The sequence below is a fragment of the Cryobacterium sp. MDB1-18-1 genome (assembly GCF_004402735.1).
Taxonomy (GTDB): domain Bacteria; phylum Actinomycetota; class Actinomycetes; order Actinomycetales; family Microbacteriaceae; genus Cryobacterium; species Cryobacterium glucosi.
Genome location: NZ_SOFR01000037.1, coordinates 37276 through 53042, shown reverse-complemented (window position 1 = coordinate 53042; position 15767 = coordinate 37276). Strand labels below are relative to the sequence as shown.

The following is a 15767-nucleotide window of genomic DNA, read 5'->3' as shown; positions in this document are numbered from 1 at the left end:
ACGGCGGGTCAGCTCTGGGCGCCGGTCGCGGCGAGGACGCCGCCGAGGCCGATCATCATGACCCCGCCGCCCGCTGAAAGCTTCTCCAGCCGTTTCGGCGACTTCGCGAACCAGTCCCGCGCCGAGCCGGCGGCGATGGCCCAGACGCTGTCTCCGGCGAGGGCGAGCACCACGAAGACCGTGCCGAGGGTGAGGAGTTGCAGCGGCACCGCGCCCGCACGGTAGTCGACGAACTGGGGAAGCACGGCGACGAAGAACACGATGGACTTGGGGTTTGTGGCGCCGACGACCGACCCTTCGGCGAGTAGCCGCCACCACGGCCGGGCGACGAGCGTGATGCCGCGGGTCCGGGTGACCGCGCCGCGGTACCGGATCGCGTGGATGCCGAGGTAGACGATGTATGCGGCCCCGACGACCTTGACGATCGTGAACACCACGATCGACTGGGTCACGATCGCGCCGAGGCCGAGCGCGACGGCCGCGATGAGGGGCAGCATCCCGAGGGCGTTCCCGAGCACGCTCAGGAATCCGCCGAGGCGCCCGAGCGCCAGGGAGCGTCCGATCACGAACAGCACGGTCGGCCCCGGAAGCGCGATGAGGGCGACGGAAGCGAGCGCGAAGGTGAGCAGGTGATCGATCGGGACCATACCGGAATGCTACCCAATCGCCCGAGGCGTTAACATCGCAGGATGCATATGCTGATCCGCACCCTCTTCCACGGCTGGCTGTCGAAGCGGGGCCCCCGCGTCGGGTCCTACGACGTCGTCAGAACCCGGTTCGTGACCCTCCCGACCGACCAGGACATCCTGCGGCACATGAACAACGGGGTGTACCTGTCGATCATGGACATCGCCAGGCTCGACCTGCTGCACCGTACCGGCATCTGGCCGATCTTCACCGCACGCGGCTGGTACCCCGTCGTCGTGAGCGAGACCATCAGCTTCCGTAAATCGCTCACCGTCGGCCAGCGGTTCACCGTCGAGTCGCGCATCCTCGGTTTCGACGAGAAGGCCGTCTACGTGGAGCAGCGCTTCGTGCGACCGGATGCCGACGGTAACCCCGAGATCCTCGCGCTCGGCTTCATCCGGGGCCGCTTCCTCAAGCGCGGCGGGGGCGTCGTCGGAATCGAGGAGCTGCTCGCCGCCGTCGGACCGGCGCCCGCCGGCCTCACCGTCCCGGCGTGGCTGCTCGAGTGGAGCGCCGACGTCGCCCTGCCCGCGACCCGCGCGGCCGCGCCGAGTCTCTGGGAGTAGCCGGCGGCAGCGGCCGTTTCGGCAGCGGGCACAGCCGCTTTGGCGCGCCGACGTCCGGGAGGGCTCGCACCCTCGGGGACGGTCGGCAGGACTATGCGCGCGGCGGTGCGGGGACGGGAACGACCGGGGGCTTGTCCGGGACGATGAGCTCGGAGTAGTAGAGCTCGTGCGCGCCCGCGTAGTGCTCGTGGCCGGGCACGGGGTGACCCGTGCGCATCGCGACGAGGCGATCCAGGTAGTAGTCCCAGAACGGCCCGACGCGTGCCGCATCCGCAGCGGAGTGCAGGCGCTGCCCGAGGGTGAGCGTGGTCATGCCCGCGCCTTCGACGAGGTGCAGGATCAGGTGCCTCGCCGCGTCCCCTTCGCCGAGGTTGACGGTGAACCGCTTCGGCGGGATGCACTTGAGGATCGTCACGTACGTCCACTCGGCATCCGTTTCGGAGAGCTTGAAGCGCACGGCGCCTGTCTCCGGCGCGCCGGTGTATGTGCCGATCCACCCGGCGAGGCCGCCTGGCCGGCTGACGCTCGCCCAGACGTCGTCGATGGGGGCGGTGAAGAGCCGATCGAGCATGAGGTACAGCCCGTCCTCGCGATGGGCAAGGCGACCGGTGGGTTTGGCTGACATGGGGACCTCCGCGATGAGTGAAACACGAGCCGTGCCTTCAGGCTAAACCCGTTGGGCGTCCCCGTGCCACAGCATCGCCCGACGGCTCCGTCAGCGGGCCCCCGGCCGCGGGTTCGGCCGTCGTTTCAGTCGTCGAGCTCTGCCTCGAGGACCGCCATTGCGGCGTTGTGCCCGCCGATGCCGCTGACCCCGCCGCCGCGCCGGGCGCCCGCGCCGCAGACCAGGATGCGCGGGTGCCGGGTCGCGACGCCCCAGCGCTCCGCCGCGGTGTCCCTCGGGGCGTCGTCGTCGAGGAACGGCCACTCGAGGGGACCGTGGAAGATGTTCCCGCCCGGCATTGCGAGGGCGTGTTCGAGGTCGAGGGTCGTCTTCGTCTCGATGCAGGGCCTGCCGGCGGCATCGGTCAGCAGCAGGTCCTCGATCGGCTCGGCGAGCACCGAGTTGAGCGAGGCGAGCACAGCCTCTTGCAGCCTCGCCCGGGTGGCGTCGTTGTTCTCGTCGCTCAGCCAGCGGTTCGGCGCGTGCAGGCCGAAGACGGTGAGGGTGTGTGCGCCGGATGCCGCGAGTTCCGGCGAGAGGATGCTCGGGTCGCTCAGGGAGTGGCAGTAGATCTCGCAGGGCAGCCGGTCCGGGATGATCCCGCGGACGGCCTCGTCGTACGCGCCTTCGAGCTGGGTGTACGTCTCGTTGATGTGGAAGGTTCCGCCGAACGCAGCCTCGGGGGAGACCGTCGTGTCGCGGAGCCGCGGCAGCCGGCGCAGCAGCAGGTTGACCTTGACCTGGGCGCCCTCCGGCTTCGGCCCGGCCCCTGGCGCGTCCGCACGCGCGGCCCCTGTCGTGCCCCGGCCGCCGGCATCCGCTTCGAGGAGCTGCTCGAGTACCCAGGGGGCGACCCCCGAGAGCACGACCGTCCCGGCGACCTCGCGGATGCTGCCTCCGCGCCGGTAGCGCACGGTTCCGTCCGGGCTGACGCTCGTCACCTCGGCGTCGGTCACGATCCGGGCGCCCGCCTGCCGCGCCGCCTTCTCGAGTTCGCCCGTCACGGCGCCCATCCCGCCGATCGGAACGTCCCAGTCCCCGGTCCCGTTGCCGATCACGTGGTAGAGGAAGCAGCGATTCGCGGCAAGGTCGCCCGCCTCCGCCGACGTGAAGGTGCCGATCAGGCCGTCGGTCGCGACGACGCCGCGCACGAGGTCATTCGTGAATGCCTCGGTGATGGTCCGGCCGAGCGGATGTTCGACGAAGCGCTCCCACAGGGAGTCGTCGCCGAGCAGGAGCCTGGCCTCTGAGCGGGTCGGCAGGGGTTCGCAGACCGTGGGGAAGAGCGCCAGGGCGAGCCGCCCGGTGTCGGCGTAGAAGGCGGCCCAGGCATCGGAATCGGCTCCGGCGCCGATCCGGTCGAAGCTCGCCCTGGTGGCTTCGGCGTCGCCGTTGTCGACGAGGAGGCCGCCGGCCGGGTCGGCCGGGTTCGGCGTGTATGAGGAGAAACGCCTGCGGGCGAGGCCGATCTCGAGGCCGAGTTCCTCGATGATCCGTTGCGGCAGCAGGCTGACGAGGTAGGAATAGCGCGAGAGGCGGGCGTCGACGCCCGCGAACGCCTCGGCGGAGACCGCGGCACCGCCGACGTGTTCCGCGCGCTCGAGCACGATCACGCTGCGGCCGGCGAGGGCGAGGTACGCGGCGGCGGTCAATCCGTTGTGGCCGCCGCCGACGATGACAACGTCATGAGTGGGTTCCGTCACGCCTCGAGACTAGCAACGGGTGCCGCCGCGTGCGGGCCGGCGCGGGACATCCGGCCCGGACGGCGATCAGGGAACGATGTGCCCGGCAGCGCGGAACAGCTCGTACCACTCGGCCCTGGTGAGGGTCACGTCGGACCCCTGGGCCGCCCCGGTGACGCGTCCGGGGGTGGTGGTGCCGAGAACGACCTGCATCCTGGCGGGGTGCCGGAGGATCCAGGCGGTCGCGATAGCGAGCGGCGGGACGCCGTAGTGGGCGGAGAGCCTGTCGATGACGGCGTTGAGTTCGGGGTACTCGGGAGAGCCGAGGAACACCCCCGAGAAGAAGCCGGCCTGGAACGGCGACCATGTCTGGATGGTGATGTCGTTCAGGCGGCAGTAATCGACGATTCCGCCCCCGTCGCGGGTCACGGCTTGCTCCTGCCCGCTCATGTTCGCGGCGACCCCCTGCGCGATGATCGGCGCATGCGTGAGCGAGAGCTGCAGCTGGTTGACGACGATCGGCTGGCGCACGTGCTTCCGGAGCAGGTCGATCTGGCGCGGTGTGTGGTTCGAGACGCCGAATGCCCGGACCTTGCCCGTGGATTCGAGTTCGTCGAACGCGCGGGCGACCTCCTCGGGTTCGACGAGGGCGTCGGGGCGGTGCAGCAGCAGGATGTCGATGTGGTCGGTCCGCAGGGCTGCGAGGGACCCCTCGACGGATTCGATGATGTGCTCGTAGGAGAAATCGAAGTACGGCCCGTCCCCGACGATTCCCGTCTTGGTCTGGATCGTGATCTCGTCACGCTGGGAGGGGTTGAGCTGCAGCGCCTCCCCGAAGCGGCGTTCGCAGCCGTGCAGTTCGGAGCCGTAGATGTCGGCGTGGTCGAGGAAGTCGATCCCGGCGTCGCGGGCGGTGCGCACGAGTTCGCGGACCTCGTCGTCGCTCTTCTCCTGGATGCGCATCAGGCCGAGGATGACGTTCGGAGCGACGATATCGGTGCCGGGCAGGGTGAAAGTCTTCATGTGGATTCACGCTAGGCGAGGCGGGTACAGAAGTAAAACAACTGACGGTGATGCGATTGAGAAGGGCGAACGATCAATGTGTCGGCCGGGGCGGCGCGGTCGCCAGCGCCGCTCACCGCGGTCGCTGCTCCCCGCTGGCGTTGCCGATCAGGTCGGGTTGCTCGTCGGCTGGCGTTCGAGGGTGCCGATCTCTTTCCCGCCCTGGTCCGTGAGGGTCATCGTGGAGCCGTCGATGGTCGCGGACGTCGCGGATCCCAGCCAGGTGATCACGGATGCTCCCATTCCGCACGCTGTCGCGGGCGTGCTCACCCCATTGAAGGCCCGCCCGTGACCATCGTCAAGGCGTGAGCATCGTCGCGGCGCGACCGTCGTCACGGCGTGACCGCGCGGGCGAGCGCGTCGCGCACGGCGACGACGCCCGGCCGCTTCGTGCTCGAGCGGCGTGCCGCCGAGAAGAGGGTGCGGCGCGGGTGGCCGGGCAGGTCGACGAGGCGCACCGTGGGTTCGGCGCCGGCCCAGACCAGGTCGGGCAGGATGCCGACGGCGTTCCCCGATTCGATCAGGCGGATGTGCGCGATCAGGTCCGCGGTCTCGAACCGGACATCGGGTTCGAACCCGGCTTCGCGGCAGAGCTGGCTCGCCCACGACCGGGAGACGGTTCCTTCCGGTTCCATGACCCACGGCATCCGCGCCAGGCCTGCGAGATCAGCGCTCGCGCTCGCGGACGGCAGCGCGAGTCGCAGCGCATCCGTCGCCAGGTTGACCCTGTCGAGGTCCGCCCTGTGGGCACGCCCGTGCCCCGGGTACTGCTCGGCGAGGACGAGGTCGAAGTCCCTGGCACTCACTTCGAACAGGCCGCGCTCCGGCTCGCGCTCGGTCACCTCGACACGCAGCTGGGGGAATTCGGCGGCCAGGAGGGTCAACGCCCGGGGGATCACGGCGTGGGACGCGGACTGGAAGACCGCCACCCGCACGGTGCCCGAGACGGTCGTGAGCGAAGCCATCATCTCGGCCTCGGCGATCTCGAGCCGTTCGAGCAGGTGGGTGGTGTGGTCGACGAGGATCTCGGCCTGCGCCGTGAGCTGCACGCGGCGACCCACCTTGTGCAGGAGCTCGACGCCCGCCTCCTTCTCGAGCAGGGCGAGTTGCTGGGAGACCGCGGACGGGCTGTACGAGAGCGCCTCGGCGACCCCGGCGAGGGTCCCGCGGATCTTCAGTTCACGCAGCAGGCGCAACCTCCGGACGTCCAGCATCCCGTGCACCTTCCGCTCGGCTCCATTGCACACAAATCCTAACCACTACTCTGCACAAACGGTCGCTTTTACTTATCGGAAGTTCCCGCGACACTGGACTCAGATTCCGTCCCCCCGGAACGGCTCCCGGCCGTTGCGCGAGCGAAAGACTACCCTCGTGACCATGAGCAACTCACCGTCCGTCGTGCACCAGGCCCAGAGCGCGGAGGTTGTCACGCTCGTCAGGAAGTGGCTCGCGGAGAGCACCGCCATTCCGGCGGACGTCTCCGCGGAACGCCTCGCCGGCGTGCTCAAGGACCCGAACGGCCTCGACTTCACGGTCGGCTTCGTCGACGGCGTCATGCGCCCCCAGGACCTCATGGTCGCCGGCTACAACCTGCAGGCCGTCGCGAAGAAGGCCCCCGGCTTCCTGCCAGGGTACCTGCGCGGCGCCATCGGCCTCGGCGGCGTGCTCGGCCCCGTGCTGCCGTGGGTCGTCATCCCGGCCGCCCGCAAGGTGCTGCGACAGATGGTCGGCCACCTCGTCGTCGACGCGACGCCGGACAAGCTCGGTCCCGCGATCGCGAGCCTGCGCGAATCCGGCAACCGGCTCAACATCAACCTGCTCGGCGAGGCCGTGCTCGGAGAGAAGGAAGCCCTCCGCAGGCTCGAGGGCACGAGGGAACTGCTCGCCCGCCCCGACGTCGACTACGTCTCGATCAAGGTGTCTTCGATCGCGAGCCAGCTCTCGATGTGGTCGTTCGACGAGGCCGTGACCCGGGTCGTCGAGAGGCTGACCCCGCTCTACGAGCTCGCCGCGGCATCCGCTGTGCCGAAGTTCATCAACCTCGACATGGAGGAGTACCGCGACCTCGACCTCACGATCGCGGTCTTCGAACGCATCCTGGACCAGCCCCGCCTGCTCGGCCTCGAGGCCGGCATCGTGCTGCAGGCGTACCTGCCCGACGCGCTCGGCGCCCTCCAGGGCCTGACCCACTGGGCGCAGAACCGGCGCGCGGCCGGGGGAGCCCCGATCAAGGTGCGCGTCGTCAAGGGCGCCAACCTCGCCATGGAACACGTCGACGCGATCGTGCACGACTGGCCGCTCGCGACCTACGGCACCAAGCAGGACGCGGACACGAACTACAAGCGGGTGCTCAACTGGGCGCTGACCCCGCAGAACACGGATGCCGTCCGCATCGGCGTCGCCGGGCACAACCTCTTCGACGTGGCGTGGGCCCACCTCCTCGCCAAGCGGCGCGGCGTCGACGACCGGGTCGAGTTCGAGATGCTGCTGGGCATGGCGACGAGCCAGGCCGAGGCCGTGAGCCGGGACGTCGGCAGGCTGCTGCTCTACACGCCCGTCGTCAACCCGGCCGAGTTCGACGTGGCGATCAGCTACCTGATCCGCCGCCTCGAGGAGAACGCGAGCCAGGACAACTTCATGTCCGCCGTGTTCGAACTCACGACCTCGCCCCCGCTCTTCGAACGCGAGAAGGAGCGCTTCCTCGCCTCACTCCGGGCACTCGAATCATCGGTCGGCCCCGAGGCCTTCGTGCCAGCGCCGAACCGAAGCCAGGACCGTTCTGCGGTCACCCAGCTCGAGGCGACAGAGTCTGCGGCCGAAGCGGCGCAGCACACCGACGATGACCTCGGCCTCACCAATGCCGTGCTCGGCTTCACCCGCGGCTCGCTCAGCGACACGGCCGCGGTCCTGACCCACGCGGGCGCGGGCGACGTGGCCGCCGGCATCCGCCGTTTCCACAACGAGCCGGACACCGACCCCTCGCTTCCGGCGAACCGCGCGTGGGGGCGCCGGATCCTCGCCCAGGTCGAGGGGTCACGCCTCGGCATCGACACGATCCTCGCCGCCCGCGTCGATACAGAGGAACAGCTCGACGCCATCATCGACACCGTCGCCGCGAGCGGCAACGAATGGGGCCAGCGCCCCGGCGGGGAGCGGGCCGCGATCCTGCACCGCGCCGGCCTCGCGCTCGCCGCGAACCGCGACCGCCTGATCGAGGTGATGGCCGCAGAGACCGGCAAGACCATCGCAGAGGGCGACCCCGAGGTGAGCGAGGCCATCGACTTCGCGCACTACTACGCCGAGAGCGCCCGGGCGCTCGACGCCGTGCAGGGCGCCATCTTCGTGCCCCCACGCCTCACCGTCGTGACCCCGCCGTGGAACTTCCCCGTCGCGATCTCCGCCGGCGGGGTGCTCGCCGCACTCGCGGCAGGCTCCGGCGTCATCGTGAAGCCCGCGAAGCTCGCCCAGCGCTCCGGAGCGGTCATGGTCGAGGCGCTCTGGGAGGCCGGAGTGCCCCGCGACCTCCTCGCGCTCGTCGACCTCGCCGACCGGGAGCTCGGCACCCGGCTGATCGGGCACCCCGCGGTCGACCGGGTCATCCTCACCGGAGCATACGAAACCGCGCAGCTGTTCCGGAGCTTCCGCGAGGACCTGCCGCTGCTCGCAGAGACGAGCGGCAAGAACGCGATCATTGTGACCCCGTCCGCCGACCTCAACCTCGCCGCCGCCGACGTCGTCAAGAGCGCGTTCGGGCACGCCGGACAGAAGTGTTCCGCAGCGAGCCTCGTCATCCTCGTCGGTTCCGTCGCCAGGTCCGAGCGTTTCCTCGGCCAGCTCGTCGATGCCGCGACGAGCCTGCGGGTCGGACGACCCTCCGACCCGGTCACCCAGATGGGCCCGCTCATCGAACCTGCCAACGGCAAGCTCCTGCACGCCCTCACCGAACTCGGCGTCGGCGAGAGCTGGCTCGTCGAACCGAAACAGCAGGGCGAGGACGGCGCGCTGTGGTCGCCGGGCATCCGCACGGGAGTCGCTCCCGGTTCCTACTTCCACCTCACCGAGTTCTTCGGGCCCGTGCTGGGAGTGATGCATGCGCGCACACTCGAGGAAGCCATCCGCTTTCAGAACGCGGTCGACTACGGGCTCACCTCCGGACTGCACTCGCTCGATCCCGAGGAACTCGCGACCTGGCTCGAGACGATCGAGGCGGGCAACCTGTACGTCAACCGGGGGATCACGGGCGCGATCGTGCAGCGCCAGCCGTTCGGCGGCTGGAAGCGCTCGTCGGTGGGAGCAGGCACGAAGGCCGGCGGCCCGAACTATCTCTACGGCCTCGGCAGCTGGGTGACCAACCCGGGCAGGAACAGTTCGACCCTGCACCTGCGCGGCCTCGAACCGAGCGTCACGCAGCTCATCGAGGGGTCGCAGCCCGTGCTCGACTATGCCGACTTCGACGTACTGCGCCGCTCGGCCCTCAGCGACGCGCTCGCCTGGCGCGAGGAGTTCGCGGCGGTCAGGGACGTCTCCGCGCTCGGCGTCGAACGCAACCTGTTCCGCTACCGGACGTTGCCCGTCACGGTGCGCCTCGCCGAGGACGGCACCCTGTCGAACCTGCTACGGGTGCTCATCGCCGCGACCCTCTCGAAGTCGCGTTTCACGGTGTCGAGCGCGCTGCCCATGCCTCCGATCGTGCGGGGCGCCCTCGCCGAGCGTGAGATCCCGGTCACGGTCGAGAGCGACGCCGAATGGCTCGCCCGCGCCGCAGCCGGCGGCATCACGACGAGCCGGGTTCGGCTGATCGGCGGCGACCCGCTGACCGGGGCGACGGATGCGGCGGCCCAGCTCGCGCACGCCCTCCGCGGCAGCCCCGACGTGGCCGTCTACGCCCACCCGGTCACCCAGGCAGGCAGGGTCGAGTTGTTGCCGTTCCTCCGTGAGCAGGCGATCTCGATCACGGCGCACCGCTTCGGCAACCCGAGCACCCTCTCCGCCGGCATCATCTGACCGCCCCGCCCCGCCCCGCCCCGCGCGCTCACCCGAACCGCGAGAGCGGAGATTTGGCCCTTAAACCACGATGTTAAGGGCCAAAACTCCGCTCTCGCGGACGGGGTGGGCGGTCAGGGGGGAGCGGCACACAGCCTGCATACGAGGAACGATCAGTTGAGTGGGGGATAATACCGGGGACCGTGGCGTGCCAGCGGCGCCACAATTCGACAGGGGAACAGCACTTGGACGGAAACGCAACGACGTCGCACACAAACGTCGCGCTCTTGGCGGTCGCGAGCACCCTCGCACCGATCGTCACTACCTCGATCGAGATCGACCGTCGACTGCAGCCGGCCCTGAAACGCCTGCGTCTCCCGAGCGGCCTGCTCCAGCGCGTCGCCGGCGTCTACGAACGCCGCAACTGGGGCAGCGACCTCGCCTTCGACGACGCGGCCGTGTCAGCGGGCAAGCGTGCCCTGCGCGACGCGGGCGTCGAGCCGGGCCAGGTCGGTCTCCTGATCAACACCTCGGTCACCCGCAAGCACCTCGAGCCCTCCGTCGCCGTGCGCATCCACCACGGCCTCGGCCTGCCGTCGTCCGCCACCAACTTCGACATCGCGAACGCGTGCCTCGGGTTCGTGAACGGGATGACCCTCGCCGCGCAGCTGATCGACTCCGGCCAGGTCGACTACGCCGTGGTGATCGACGGCGAAGACGCCGACGAAATCCAGTCCAACACGATCGACCGGCTCGGGCGGCCCGACATCGGCCGCAAGGACTTCATGAGCGAATTCGCGAGCCTGACCCTCGGGTCAGGGGCGGCCGCGGCCGTCCTCGGACGTGCAGACCGGCATCCGGAAGGCCATCGCATGCTCGGCGGCGTCACCCGCGCCGCTACCCAGTTCAACGGGCTCTGCGTCGGCAGCGTCGACGGCATGTTCACCGACGCCAAGGCGTTGCTCAAGGGCGGCATGGAACTGGTCGTGTCGGCCTGGACGGAGGCGAAGCGCGACTGGAACTGGTCGAGCATGGACCGCTACATCCTGCACCAGGTCTCTGACGTGCACACCAACGCGATCGTGAAGGCCACCGGGCTCGACCGGGCGAGGGTGCCCCTCACCTACCCGCTGTTCGGCAACGTCGGGCCGGCGTCGATCCCGATCACCCTGGCCGAAGAGGCCAAGACCCTGCGTCGCGGCGACCGGGTGCTGCTCATGGGGGTCGGCTCCGGCCTCAACACCGCCATGATGGAACTGGCCTGGTGACCGGCCGCACCATGACCCACCCCCGGCAACAGCACCAGTACCGCCTGCCGCGCGCCGCTGCGACGCCCGCGCCGGCGTCCCTGCCGCCCGAGGGGCTGCCGGGACTCGACCCCGCGTTCTCGAGGCTGGTCGAGGCAGGGGAGCCGGGCGCCGGCATCCGCACCTGGCACCTGCTCGACAACGGGCCCGTGCTCGCGTCCCGCGGCATCACCCCGGTCGGCACGGTGCTGTGCGTGCACGGGAACCCGACCTGGTCGTACCTGTGGCGGTCGCTCGTGACGCAGGCGACGGATGCCGCCACGCGCGGCGAAGAGGCCTGGCGCGTGATCGCCGTCGACCAGCTCGAGATGGGCTTCTCCGAGCGCACCGGGACGGTGCGCCCGCTCGCCCGCCGGGTCGCAGACCTGGGCGACCTCACGGACGCGCTCGGCGCGGAACCGCTGGGACTCACCGGCCCGGTCGTCACCTTCGGCCACGACTGGGGCGGAGTCGTCTCGCTCGGCTGGGCGATCGACCACCCGGACCTGCTCGCGGGCGTGCTGCTGCTCAATACCGCCGTGCACCAGCCGGAGGACGCCGCGATCCCGGCGCCCCTGCGGCTGGCACTCCAGGGCGGCGTGCTCGGCACCGCGACCGTCACGACGCCCGCGTTCCTCGACACGACGCTCGCGCTCGCGCATCCGCCGCTGTCCGCCGCCGTCAAACGCGCCTACCGGGCGCCGTACCGGGGAGCGGCCCGCCGGGGCGGGATCGGCGCGTTCGTCGCCGACATCCCGGTCGGTCCCGGATCCGTCAGCACGCCGGAACTCGACCGCATCGCCTCTGGCCTTCGCGGCCTCGAGGTGCCGGCCCTGCTGCTCTGGGGTCCCACCGATCCGATCTTCAGCGACCGGTATCTCGACGATCTCCTCGACCGACTGCCCGACGCCGACGTTCACCGCTTCGAGGGGGCCGGGCACCTGGTGGCCGAGGATGTCGACTACGCCGCGGCCGCACTGACCTGGCTCGCCGACCGCGCCCCGCTCGCCGCCGTGCCCGCCGCCCTCACCGCCGCCGGGCCCGTTCCGGTCGAGAGCGCCCGATCAGCCGGTCACTCTCGACCGGAACAGGACGTTTCGGACGGGGAACCCGCGCCCGAATCCGGCCGCGGCGACTACCGGCCGCTCTGGCACTACCTCGATGAATTCCGGGAGAGCGACGAGATCGCCCTCGTCGACATGGCGCCCGGTCACGGTGCCGCCCAGCTCAGCGTCAGCTGGCGCGAGCTGTCCGCGCGCGTGCGCCGGCTGGCCGCAGGGCTCTACCAGATCGGCGTCCGCAAGGGCGACCGGGTCTCGCTTCTCGTTCCTCCGGGCGCCGACCTCACGGCCGTGTTGTATGCCTGCGTGCGCATCGGCGCCGTCGTCGTGGTCGCGGATGCCGGTCTCGGCCTCCGCGGCCTGACCCGGGCCGTCCGGGGCGCGCGCCCAGACCACGTCATTGGAGCGACCCCCGGGTTGGTCGCCGCCCGGGCGCTCGGCTGGCCCGGCCAGAAGATCGCCGCGGTCACCCTCGCCAGGCCGCTTGCCAGGCTCCTCGACGTCTCCTTCACCGTCGCCGAGCTGGAGTCGCTCGGCGCGGATGAGGGCCTGCCACCAGAGCCCACCGCGGCAGACACGGCAGCCGTGCTCTTCACGTCCGGGTCGACAGGGCCGGCCAAGGGCGTCGTCTACACGAACGGCCAGCTCGCCGCGGTCAGCCGGGCGCTTCGCGAGCAGTACGGCGTGGGCCCAGGGACGGGCCTCGTCGCCGGCTTCGCGCCGTTCGCCCTCCTCGGCCCCGCCCTCGGCGCACGCTCGGTGACCCCCGACATGGACGTCACGTCGCCGAAGACGCTCACCGCGACCGCGGTGGCCGCCGCTGTCGCCGCGATCGACGCATCCGTCGTGTTCCTGTCTCCGGCAGCCCTCACGAACGTCGTCGCGACCGCGGCACGCCTCACCCCCGCCGACCGGGCGTCTCTCGCCGCGGTGCGCAGCTTCCTGTCCGCAGGCGCGCCGGTCGCAGAGCCGCTCCTCGCGGCCGCAGCGCGGTTGATGCCGGACGCGACAGCGCATACCCCGTACGGCATGACCGAGGGCCTCCTGATGACGGATATCACCCTCGAGGGCATCCGGGTCGCGACCGCGGCCTCCGCTGGCGGCGTCTGCGTGGGATGCCCGACCGGGACCACCCGGATCCGGATCAGCGCTCTCGACGACCGGGGCGCGGCCACAGGCGCACTGTCCGAGGAGACCGGTGTCACCGGTGAGATCGTCGTCTCCGCGCCCCACGTCGAAGACCACTACGACCGGCTCTGGCTCACCGACCGGGCCGCCAGGCGCGGAGCGATCGCGGGCGAACGCTGGCACCGCACCGGCGACGTCGGCCACCTCGACGCCGACGGCCGGCTCTGGGTCGAGGGCCGGCTGCCGCACGTCATCGTCACCGCGGAGGGCGTCGTCACGCCGGTCGGCCCCGAGCAGGCCATCGAACGCGTTCGTCTGACCCCGCGCGATGCGGTCACCGCGGGCATGTCCGGCAGGCCGAACCCCGGACACCCCGGTGTCGCCCGTGCGGCCCTCGTCGGGGTCGGACCGGTGGGCACCCAACAGCTGGTCGCCGTCGTCGAGACGAGCCCGCCCGCCCGGCGGGTCGGACTCGCGACGGAGGCACTCGCTGCCGCGATCCGAACGGCATCGCCGGCACCTCTCGCTGCGGTGCTCGTGGTTCCCCAGCTGCCGACGGACATCCGGCACAATTCCAAGATCGACCGCAGCCGGCTCGCCCGGTGGGCGGGCGGCATCCTCTCCGGCGGGCGGATGACGCGACCGTGACCCCGTTGCGGGTGCTCATCACCGGGGCGAGCGGTTTCCTCGGTCGCGCGGTCGCGGCAGAACTGGTCGCGGCCGGACACGAGGTGAGCTGCTTCCAGCGGCGGCCGTCCGGCGTCGCAGGGGCCAGGGACCTGCTCGGTTCCGTGACCTCGGCCCGGGACGTGGATCATGCCGTCATCGGCATGGACGCCGTCGTTCACCTCGCGGCCAAGGTCTCCCTCGCGGGCGACCCGCGCGATTTCGAGGCCGTCAACGTCGGGGGCACCCGCTCCCTGCTCGCCGCGGCCGCGGATGCCGGGGTCTCGCGCTTCGTCTTCGTGTCGTCTCCCTCTGTGGCCCACGCCGGGACATCCATCGTCGGCAGCGATGCCGGCCCGGCGGATCCCGGTCGTGCCCGCGGCGACTACGCCCGGACCAAGGCCCGCGCGGAATTGCTCGCGCTCGACGCCGACTCTCCACTCATGCGGGTCGTGGCCGTGCGGCCGCACCTGGTCTGGGGCCCCGGGGACACCCAGCTCGTCGCCCGGATCGTCGAGCGGGCCAGGGCGGGGCGCCTTCCCCTGCTCGGGCACGGCGCAGCTCTCATCGACACGACCTACGTGGACAATGCGGCCACGGCGATCAGTGCAGCCCTCGACCGGGCGCGCGAGGTGCACGGCAACGCCTACGTGATCACCAATGGCGAGCCCCGGCCCGTCGCCGAGCTGCTCGCCGGCATGTGCCGGGCGGCCGGGGTCCGCCCACCGGCCTGGTCGGTTCCCGCCGCGCTCGCACGCGGCGGCGGCTCCGTGATCGAGGCCGCCTGGCGAGTGCGCCCGGGAGCCGACGAGCCCCCGATGACCCGCTTCCTCGCCGAACAGCTCTCGACCGCGCACTGGTTCGACCAACGCCGCACGCGCGCCGACCTGCACTGGACCCCCCAGGTGACCCTCGACGAGGGCTTCCGCCGCCTCGCCGCCGCATACACCTAGCTCCCCGCTTTCGCGGCTGGGCTGGGCGGGGCGCGTGCGGAGTGATCAGGGGCGGATGCCGAGCGCGGCCGAGACGAGCGCGAGCGCGTCGTCCGCGCCGAGGCCGAGCACGCGCATCCGTTCGGCGAAGTCGGCAGCGGCGCGTTGCGCCTGGCGCAGGGTCGGGTCGCCCGTTGCGGCGATGAAGGAACCCTGGCGGCCGCGGGTCTCGATCACCTCGCCCCGCTCGAGCTCGCGGTAGGCCCTGGCCACCGTGTTCGGGGCGAGTCCGAGTTCGTCGGCGAGCCGGCGCACGGTCGGCAGCTTGTCTCCGGGCGCCACGGCACCGGTCCGAACGGCCTCGAGCACCTGAAGCCGCAGTTGCTCGAACGGCGGCGTGGGGGAATGCTCGTCGATGGTCAGCTTCATGGTGCCGCACCCGGTTTCCTTGTGTTGGTTATGTACCAAGCTAGCCCGCAGGGACCCGTGCGCGGAACCGCTCGCTGCGGCATACTCGGTTCCATGAGATTCACGACCGTCCTCGAGCTTTCCGGCAAATCGGCAACGGGCATCCGCGTTCCCGAGGAGGTCGTCGCGGGCCTCGGCCCCGGCAAGCGCCACGCCATCACGGTCACGATCGGCGGTCATACCTACCGCAGCTCCGTCGCCCCCTACCGCGGCGCATTCATGATCGCGCTCAGCGCCGAGAACCGTGAACAGGCAGGCGTCGCCGCAGGGGACGAGATCGAGGTCGACGTCGAGCTCGACACCGAACCCCGGGTGGTCGAGGTGCCCGCAGACTTCGCCGCAGCGCTCGACGAGCAACCGGATGCCCGGGCCGCCTTCACGGCGCTGTCGTACAGCAACCAGCGCGCCCACGTCCTCGCGATCGAGAGCGCGAAGACGCCGGAGACCCGCCTGCGCCGGATCGAGGCGGCCCGGTCCGCACTCACGCCGGCCGCACCGACTCCCTAGCCTCGGGCCCGCCGTCGATTCCCGGTTCGGGAAGTGCTTTCCACTCAGAGGGCATGACCGACCCCGTGTGGAGCG

General features: G+C 71.0%; 13 protein-coding genes. 6 read left to right on the top strand and 7 right to left on the bottom strand.

The window, feature by feature from the left end; genetic code table 11:
• Positions 1 to 8: 8 nt before the first annotated feature.
• Positions 9 to 647 carry a LysE family translocator gene (locus E3O50_RS08820; RefSeq protein ID WP_134560685.1) on the bottom strand — a complete coding sequence of 213 codons (639 nt, stop codon included), beginning with the start codon at positions 645 to 647 and terminating at the stop codon, positions 9 to 11.
• Positions 648 to 689: 42 nt separating this feature from the next.
• Here E3O50_RS08820 and E3O50_RS08815 point away from each other — a divergent pair, with 42 nt between their 5' ends.
• A complete protein-coding gene (locus tag E3O50_RS08815) occupies positions 690 to 1253 on the top strand; it encodes an acyl-CoA thioesterase (RefSeq protein WP_134449186.1) in 564 nt (187 codons plus the stop codon).
• 91 nt (positions 1254 to 1344) lie between these two features.
• On the opposite strand, the gene E3O50_RS08810 is transcribed toward E3O50_RS08815, so the two are convergent.
• The 5 genes from E3O50_RS08810 to E3O50_RS08795 form a co-directional block, all read right to left on the bottom strand.
• Positions 1345 to 1878, bottom strand: a complete 534-nt coding sequence (locus E3O50_RS08810) for an SRPBCC domain-containing protein (RefSeq protein WP_134560684.1) — start codon at positions 1876 to 1878, stop codon at positions 1345 to 1347.
• Between the two features lie 125 nt (positions 1879 to 2003).
• A complete protein-coding gene (locus E3O50_RS08805; RefSeq protein ID WP_134449184.1) occupies positions 2004 to 3620 on the bottom strand; it encodes an NAD(P)/FAD-dependent oxidoreductase in 1617 nt (538 codons plus the stop codon).
• A gap of 66 nt (positions 3621 to 3686) precedes the next feature.
• Positions 3687 to 4622, bottom strand: a complete 936-nt coding sequence (locus tag E3O50_RS08800; RefSeq protein ID WP_134560683.1) for an aldo/keto reductase — start codon at positions 4620 to 4622, stop codon at positions 3687 to 3689.
• A 147-nt stretch (positions 4623 to 4769) separates the two neighbouring features.
• The gene (locus E3O50_RS19805; protein WP_277870865.1) at positions 4770 to 4892 is read right to left on the bottom strand and encodes a hypothetical protein; all 123 of its coding nucleotides are present in this window, start codon (positions 4890 to 4892) and stop codon (positions 4770 to 4772) included.
• Between the two features lie 101 nt (positions 4893 to 4993).
• Positions 4994 to 5875, bottom strand: coding sequence for a LysR family transcriptional regulator (locus tag E3O50_RS08795; RefSeq protein ID WP_134449181.1), 882 nt, complete (start codon positions 5873 to 5875; stop codon positions 4994 to 4996).
• 163 nt (positions 5876 to 6038) lie between these two features.
• On the opposite strand from E3O50_RS08795, the gene E3O50_RS08790 reads away from it, so the two are divergent.
• The 4 genes from E3O50_RS08790 (at position 6039) to E3O50_RS08775 (ending at position 14738) form a co-directional block, all read left to right on the top strand.
• Positions 6039 to 9665: a bifunctional proline dehydrogenase/L-glutamate gamma-semialdehyde dehydrogenase gene (locus E3O50_RS08790; RefSeq protein ID WP_134560682.1), complete on the top strand. Its 3627-nt coding sequence runs from the start codon at positions 6039 to 6041 to the stop codon at positions 9663 to 9665.
• Between the two features lie 224 nt (positions 9666 to 9889).
• Positions 9890 to 10912, top strand: a complete 1023-nt coding sequence (locus E3O50_RS08785) for a 3-oxoacyl-ACP synthase III (protein ID WP_134560681.1) — start codon at positions 9890 to 9892, stop codon at positions 10910 to 10912.
• 11 nt (positions 10913 to 10923) lie between these two features.
• Positions 10924 to 13767: an alpha/beta fold hydrolase gene (locus E3O50_RS08780; protein ID WP_134560701.1), complete on the top strand. Its 2844-nt coding sequence runs from the start codon at positions 10924 to 10926 to the stop codon at positions 13765 to 13767.
• A 5-nt stretch (positions 13768 to 13772) separates the two neighbouring features.
• Positions 13773 to 14738, top strand: a complete 966-nt coding sequence (locus tag E3O50_RS08775; RefSeq protein WP_134560700.1) for an NAD-dependent epimerase/dehydratase family protein — start codon at positions 13773 to 13775, stop codon at positions 14736 to 14738.
• Positions 14739 to 14783: 45 nt separating this feature from the next.
• Here the strand turns inward: E3O50_RS08775 and E3O50_RS08770 are convergent, their stop codons facing one another.
• Positions 14784 to 15146: a GntR family transcriptional regulator gene (locus tag E3O50_RS08770; protein ID WP_134449178.1), complete on the bottom strand. Its 363-nt coding sequence runs from the start codon at positions 15144 to 15146 to the stop codon at positions 14784 to 14786.
• Between the two features lie 93 nt (positions 15147 to 15239).
• Here E3O50_RS08770 and E3O50_RS08765 point away from each other — a divergent pair, with 93 nt between their 5' ends.
• Positions 15240 to 15692 carry a YdeI/OmpD-associated family protein gene (locus E3O50_RS08765; protein ID WP_134449177.1) on the top strand — a complete coding sequence of 151 codons (453 nt, stop codon included), beginning with the start codon at positions 15240 to 15242 and terminating at the stop codon, positions 15690 to 15692.
• Positions 15693 to 15767 lie beyond the last annotated feature (75 nt).

Coding starts and splice junctions, on each gene's coding strand:
- E3O50_RS08780 (WP_134560701.1), top strand. CDS start 10,924: ATGACCCACCCCCGGCAACAGCACCAGTACCGCCTGCCGCGCGCCGCT.
- E3O50_RS08820 (WP_134560685.1), bottom strand. CDS start 647: ATGGTCCCGATCGATCACCTGCTCACCTTCGCGCTCGCTTCCGTCGCC.
- E3O50_RS08795 (WP_134449181.1), bottom strand. CDS start 5,875: ATGCTGGACGTCCGGAGGTTGCGCCTGCTGCGTGAACTGAAGATCCGC.
- E3O50_RS08810 (WP_134560684.1), bottom strand. CDS start 1,878: ATGTCAGCCAAACCCACCGGTCGCCTTGCCCATCGCGAGGACGGGCTG.
- E3O50_RS08765 (WP_134449177.1), top strand. CDS start 15,240: ATGAGATTCACGACCGTCCTCGAGCTTTCCGGCAAATCGGCAACGGGC.
- E3O50_RS08790 (WP_134560682.1), top strand. CDS start 6,039: ATGAGCAACTCACCGTCCGTCGTGCACCAGGCCCAGAGCGCGGAGGTT.
- E3O50_RS08815 (WP_134449186.1), top strand. CDS start 690: ATGCATATGCTGATCCGCACCCTCTTCCACGGCTGGCTGTCGAAGCGG.
- E3O50_RS08800 (WP_134560683.1), bottom strand. CDS start 4,622: ATGAAGACTTTCACCCTGCCCGGCACCGATATCGTCGCTCCGAACGTC.
- E3O50_RS08770 (WP_134449178.1), bottom strand. CDS start 15,146: ATGAAGCTGACCATCGACGAGCATTCCCCCACGCCGCCGTTCGAGCAA.